4 protein-coding genes and 1 pseudogene are annotated in these 5425 nt (G+C 61.9%); all 5 read left to right on the forward strand.

Features of this window, described 5'->3' with window-relative positions:
* Positions 1–772: pseudogene (locus VMR39_RS14595) on the forward strand (LLM class flavin-dependent oxidoreductase); the annotation flags it as partial.
* A 417-nt stretch (positions 773–1189) separates the two neighbouring features.
* Complete coding sequence (locus tag VMR39_RS14600) at positions 1190–2335, forward strand: winged helix-turn-helix domain-containing protein (protein WP_325416714.1); 1146 nt, start codon at positions 1190–1192, stop codon at positions 2333–2335.
* Positions 2336–2559: 224 nt separating this feature from the next.
* A complete protein-coding gene (locus VMR39_RS14605) occupies positions 2560–2703 on the forward strand; it encodes a hypothetical protein (protein ID WP_325416715.1) in 144 nt (47 codons plus the stop codon).
* 297 nt (positions 2704–3000) lie between these two features.
* Entirely contained in the window at positions 3001–3882 is an 882-nt protein-coding gene (locus tag VMR39_RS14610; RefSeq protein WP_325416717.1) for an endonuclease/exonuclease/phosphatase family protein, read from the forward strand.
* A gap of 46 nt (positions 3883–3928) precedes the next feature.
* Complete coding sequence (locus VMR39_RS14615) at positions 3929–4801, forward strand: metal-dependent hydrolase (protein ID WP_325416716.1); 873 nt, start codon at positions 3929–3931, stop codon at positions 4799–4801.
* Positions 4802–5425 lie beyond the last annotated feature (624 nt).

Raw genomic sequence — 5425 nt, forward strand, 5'->3', positions numbered from 1 at the left:
GCACAGTCCGCGTGCCAACGGCCCTTTCGTGGCCATCAACACGGCCGCCATCCCCACGGACCTGCTGGAATCCGAACTGTTCGGCCACTGGTCGAACGCTGCTCATTCGGCAACCCGCACGGCGAGCGACGTGCTTTTGCAGTCGATCGATCTGGCGGTGGCTGCCGAAGAACTCGGTGCTGACGGCGCCTATTTCCGCGTCCATCATTTTGCGCAGCAGCTCGCGTCGCCCTTTCCCTTGCTGGCGGCGGTCGGCGCGAAGACGAAGCGTATCGAGATTGGCACGGGCGTGATCGACATGCGCTACGAAAACCCCTTCTACATGGTGGAGGATGCCGGCGCTTCGGACGTCATCAGCGGCGGGCGACTCCAGCTCGGCATCAGCCGGGGATCGCCTGAACAGGTGATCGATGGTTGGCGCCATTTTGGGTATGCGCCAGCGGAAGGTCAGAGCGAGGCGGATATGGGCCGCCAGCATGCCGAGGTCTTCCTGGATTTGCTGAAAGGCGAAGGTTTCGCCCAACCGAACCCGCGCCCGATGTTCCCCAACCCGCCCGGGCTTCTTCGGCTGGAGCCGCATTCGCCTGGCCTGTGGACACGCATCTGGTGGGGTTCGGCATCGAATGCGACGGCCATATGGGCCGCGCAGATGGGCATGAACCTGCAGAGTTCGACTCTGAAGGCCGACGAGTCCGGGGAGCCTTTCCACGTCCAGCAAGCCAAGCAGATACGGGCTTATCGCGATGCCTGGAGGCAAGCAGGTCATGCCCGCGAGCCACGCGTATCGGTCTCCCGTTCGATCTTCGCGCTGACGGACGATCGCGACCGCGCCTATTTCGGCCGCGGTGACGCCAGCGATCAGGTGGGGATCATCGACAATATGCGCGCGGTGTTCGGAAGGTCCTATGCGGCCGAGCCCGAAGCGCTAATCGAACAACTGCGCGCGGATGAAGCGATCGCGGAGGCCGACACGCTGCTGCTCACTGTGCCCAACCAGTTGGGGGTCGAGTATAACAGCCATGTCATCGACGCCATTTTGCGCCATGTCGCACCGGCGCTCGGCTGGCGATAGACAAGGGAAGCCGGTGGCAGCCCTGCTGGGGGCCTGCCATCGGCCGGTTGCTTGCCAGTCTCGTCGCCTGGCGCTAGCCCGGGTCCGGTGACGACGCTCGAACGCATGACTTTGCCGATGGCCCGGCGTATCGCACTTGCCGCGCAGGGCTTTGGCGCCAAACCTGTGGTTCCGCCGGGACCGGCCGAACTTCGCCATACACTCAAGCGGGTTCACCTGCATCAGATCGATAGCGTAAACGTTCTCGTTCGCGCCCATTATCTTCCGGCCTTCTCTAGACTGGGATCCTTTGACCGGGCCGATCTCGACACGATCGCCTGGGGGCCAAAACGAAAGCGGCGTCTATTTGAATATTGGGCGCATGAAGCCTCGCTGCTCCCCTTCGACATGCACCCTCTGCTGCGCTGGCGGATGGACCAGGCAGATCGGGGCCACGCGGGCTGGACCGGTATGCGCATCTTCGCCACCGAGCGGCGCGCAGAAGCGATGGCGCTGCTCGAACGCATCCGCGGCGATGGCCCGCTGGCTGCATCCGACTTTGATGCGCACAAAGGTCAGTCCGGCTGGTGGGAATGGAGCGACACCAAGCGTGCGCTCGAATGGCTGTTCTGGGCGGGCCATATCACGACCGCTACCCGGCGAGGCGGCTTCGAGCGGGTCTATGACCTGACCGAACGCGTCATCCCGGACGAGGTGCTGGCCGTGCCGACACCATCCGATGCGGTTGCACACAAAGCCCTCATCGAACGCGCCGCAAGGGCGCACGGGGTTGCGACGACCCGAGAGCTGCGTGACTATTTCCGACTGTCGCCAAATGACGCGCTGCCGGCGGTCCGGGCTCTGGCGGAAGAGGGCATATTAATCCCGGTTGAGGTGCCGGGTTGGCGCTCTGCCTGGCTCCATCGCGATGCGCGCCGTCCGCGCCGGATCGAGGCGCAGGCGCTGCTCGCGCCCTTCGATCCGCTGATCTGGGAGCGCGAACGGACCGAGCGTCTGTTCGCCTTCCGCTACCGGATCGAGATCTATGTGCCGGCCGAAAAGCGCCAATTTGGCTATTATGTCCTGCCGTTCCTGCTCGGGGATCGGCTGGTCGCGCGTGTCGATCTCAAGGCCGATCGGCAAGCCACTCAGCTCATCGTGCAATCGGTGCATTTCGAGGCCGACGCTCCTGATCATGCGCGCGATGCTCTGGAATGCGAGCTTGGCAAGATGGCCCGCTGGCTGGGTCTAAACGGCGGCTGCCGCTCGGCCGGGACGCAATAGTCATAATACGGCGAGACTTGCCGATCCGCGACACGCGCTGCGGGACGTCGGCGGATTGTCAGCCATTTTTGGAGCGCCGCTCATTATAGTCGCACGAACAGCCGTGCCGTGACATCTGCGCGGCGACGCTAACCAGCTCGGCGGTACCCTTGCGATCTAGATTCCTGGCGCCAACAATTTTGCGGATGCTATATGGTGGATCGAAGATCGAGGAGGAATTGCTCATGGCTGTTTTCGAGGATCGCGATCTGCATCTGGTCAAGAAGGCGCTTTGCATCGGGGTCCTCGCCATCGAACAGTCTCCAGACAGCGCCTTCAAGCCTGAGTCGGATCTCGCTGATATGAAGGATCTGCTTGATCGGCTGTAGAGTAGCGATACCGAGCTCGCGCACTATATGCGCTCGGCCCACATCGCTCTGACTGGCAGCCCCGACTGACAGGGAGGATCTGCGACATGCCCATCCGCGGCCATGACATGTGCGATCGGTCGAAGCGGGAAAGGGGGTGCCATCTCCTACGCCCGACCGCTCGCCGCCATCGCCGTCCGAAGCCTGCGCGGTTTCTTGCACAGTTGCAGCCCAGCAGAAGGTTCAGTGATTGCAGCAAGCAGACAAGCCCGCCAAAAGCCTTTCATGAAATTGCATCGCTCCATTGTTCTTGGGTTCATGCTCAGTCTTGCCGCTTGCTCGACGGCACCCGTCAATCAGCCCCGAACGCAGAGAGAGGCGGCTCCTGCCGATAGGTCGCTCAAGCTTGCGAGCTGGAACCTCGAGTTCCTCGCTGAAAAGGACGGAGCGGGATGCGAACCGCGGACGGGCGCGGACTATCAGGCGATGCGAAAAATTGCCGACCAGCTAGATGCCGATGTCGTCGCGTTTCAGGAAGCTCAATCGCGGGACGCCGCCGCGCGCGTCTTCGATCCTGCGCGTTACGTGATCGTCATGGAAGCGCGAGAGGGCGAGGCCAGCGGACGCTGCGGTGGGCGGCATCCCGAGCAAAGCTTCATTCGCCAGGCGGTGGGATTTGCCATCCGCAAGAACCTCGCATTTGATCGCCACCCGGATTTTACGCCGCTCATGCTCGGCAGCGCCCAGCTCCGTTCGGGCGTGGACGTTACGATCCGGCCAAAAGGCCATGCGCCGATCCGGCTGCTTGGCATTCATCTCAAATCCGGTTGTTTCTCGGGCACGGACGCAAAGGCATGTTCCGTGCTGCTGGAGCAGGTGCCGGCGCTTGAAGGCTGGATCGACGCGGCAGCAGCGGGCGATGTCCGCTTTGCAGTGTTGGGGGACTGGAATCGTCGGCTTGGGCTGGGAGCAGACTCAGTCTGGACCGCAATTGACGATGGCGAACCCACCAATGCCGACCTGCGCCTCGCCGATGCCGGCACACCGCCGGCCTGCGATCCACGCTATGACAGCTTCATCGATCATATCGTCCTCGATAGACGCGCAGGGCTAGACATGCTCGGCTTTACCGAAACGCGCTACGCACAGGGTCAGAAACATTATTCGGATCATTGCCCCATCTCCGTATCGATCAAATGACGCATGCGGAATGATGATGTCGAACGCAGTCGGTCATTGAGCGGCCATGGATAATTTCACACATAGCCTGGCCGGATGGGCACTTGGGCAGACTGGGCTCAAGACGAGGTCGCGTAAGGGCCTGGCTGCGCTCGTCCTGAGCGCGAACATGCCCGACATCGATGTGTTTTTCGGTTGGGCGCCGTGGCTCCCGCTCGCAACCCATCGCGGTTTCACCCATGGTCTCCTTGGCGGGATTGTGATCATGCCCGCTATGCTTGGCTGTCTGCTGTGGCTGCTGGATCGATGGCAGTGCAGGCGGGGCGAGCCGTTTCAAAGCGGTTTCACGATGAACGCCCACTGGCTGTTCGGGCTTTGCTATCTGGGTGCGCTCACGCATCCGCTGCTCGATCTGCAGACCACCTATTCGGTCCAGCTGCTCTCGCCTTTCAGCAATCTATGGTTTCACGCAGAGACACTCTTCATCATCGATGCGGTGATCTGGACCGTCCTTCCCTTGGCCATCTGGCTGTCGCGGCGGCAAGAGCGACAAGGCAGGCCATGGCATTGGCCCGCGATCTGGGGCTTGGTCGCCGTGGCTGGCTACATTGCCGCAAATGGCGCGATCTCGCTGGCCGCCCGGCAAGCGCTCGTCTCGCATCTCGGCCGTATCCCCGAAATCTCCTATGCGCGGCAGGAACCCATCCTGTTCTGGACGCGGAGCCTGGTCTGGCGAGACCGCGGGATGATCGGGCAAGCGCGATACAATCCGCTTCACAATCTCACGCAGATTGATCAGGTCCACCCTCTTGTGAGTGATGAGATGCATGATCCGCTGGTCCATGGGCGATCGGACTGTCCTCGGGCCTGGCGCCATTCTTCCGCTGGTCGACCATGCCTATGGCCCGTATCCAGCGTGGCAGATGCGAAGCGCACGTAGAATTTGCCGATGCCCGATTTGTCGCGTCGGGTCCGGCTGACGGTCCGCTGCCAAGGGCTCGTCCCTTTGGCCAGCCACCCGTTGTCGTTCCCCTGCAACGTCCGGGCTGTCCGCGGCGCTGATAACTGACCCGCGACGAAATCTTCCAGGCCTTGCCTCCCCGTTCGCAATGATTGTTGCGAGAATGTATCGCATTTGGCGGCGCATCTATGAGCACTGATGATCGGCTGAACGGATTGAAGTGGACGCAGAGTGCTGTCTCGAACAACGAGGCGCGATATGCGATCACATCAAAAGATGCGGGACCGGGGCTATCTCGACTTTCAGGATTTCCTCATGGCCAAGCCGTCCGCTGAAGAGACGGACGCGGCGGACCGGGAGTTGGAATTCCACTGATGACGCAGGCGCTGTCGTCGTAATCCAAGTTTCATCGCGGGAAATTAAATAGCAGGCAGGAAGAACGCCTTAGAAGGTCAGCGCGTTTGATGCGGCGATGGCATTGGTCCAGTGGCCATTGTCGCGGTGTTGCTCTTCGCCCGGTATCGCAAAGCGTGATCTAGCTTGAAGGAATGCCGCGCAGACGCGATATAGGGGAGGGCCGCCGTCCTGCGGCGGCCCTCCCCT

Source organism: Sphingobium sp., assembly GCF_035511395.1.
Taxonomy (GTDB): domain Bacteria; phylum Pseudomonadota; class Alphaproteobacteria; order Sphingomonadales; family Sphingomonadaceae; genus Sphingobium.

Excerpts from the sequence above, each read along its gene's own strand:
- VMR39_RS14600 (WP_325416714.1), top strand. The coding sequence starts at position 1,190 with ATGGCCCGGCGTATCGCACTTGCCGCGCAGGGCTTTGGCGCCAAACCT.
- VMR39_RS14605 (WP_325416715.1), top strand. The coding sequence starts at position 2,560 with ATGGCTGTTTTCGAGGATCGCGATCTGCATCTGGTCAAGAAGGCGCTT.
- VMR39_RS14610 (WP_325416717.1), top strand. The coding sequence starts at position 3,001 with ATGCTCAGTCTTGCCGCTTGCTCGACGGCACCCGTCAATCAGCCCCGA.
- VMR39_RS14615 (WP_325416716.1), top strand. The coding sequence starts at position 3,929 with ATGGATAATTTCACACATAGCCTGGCCGGATGGGCACTTGGGCAGACT.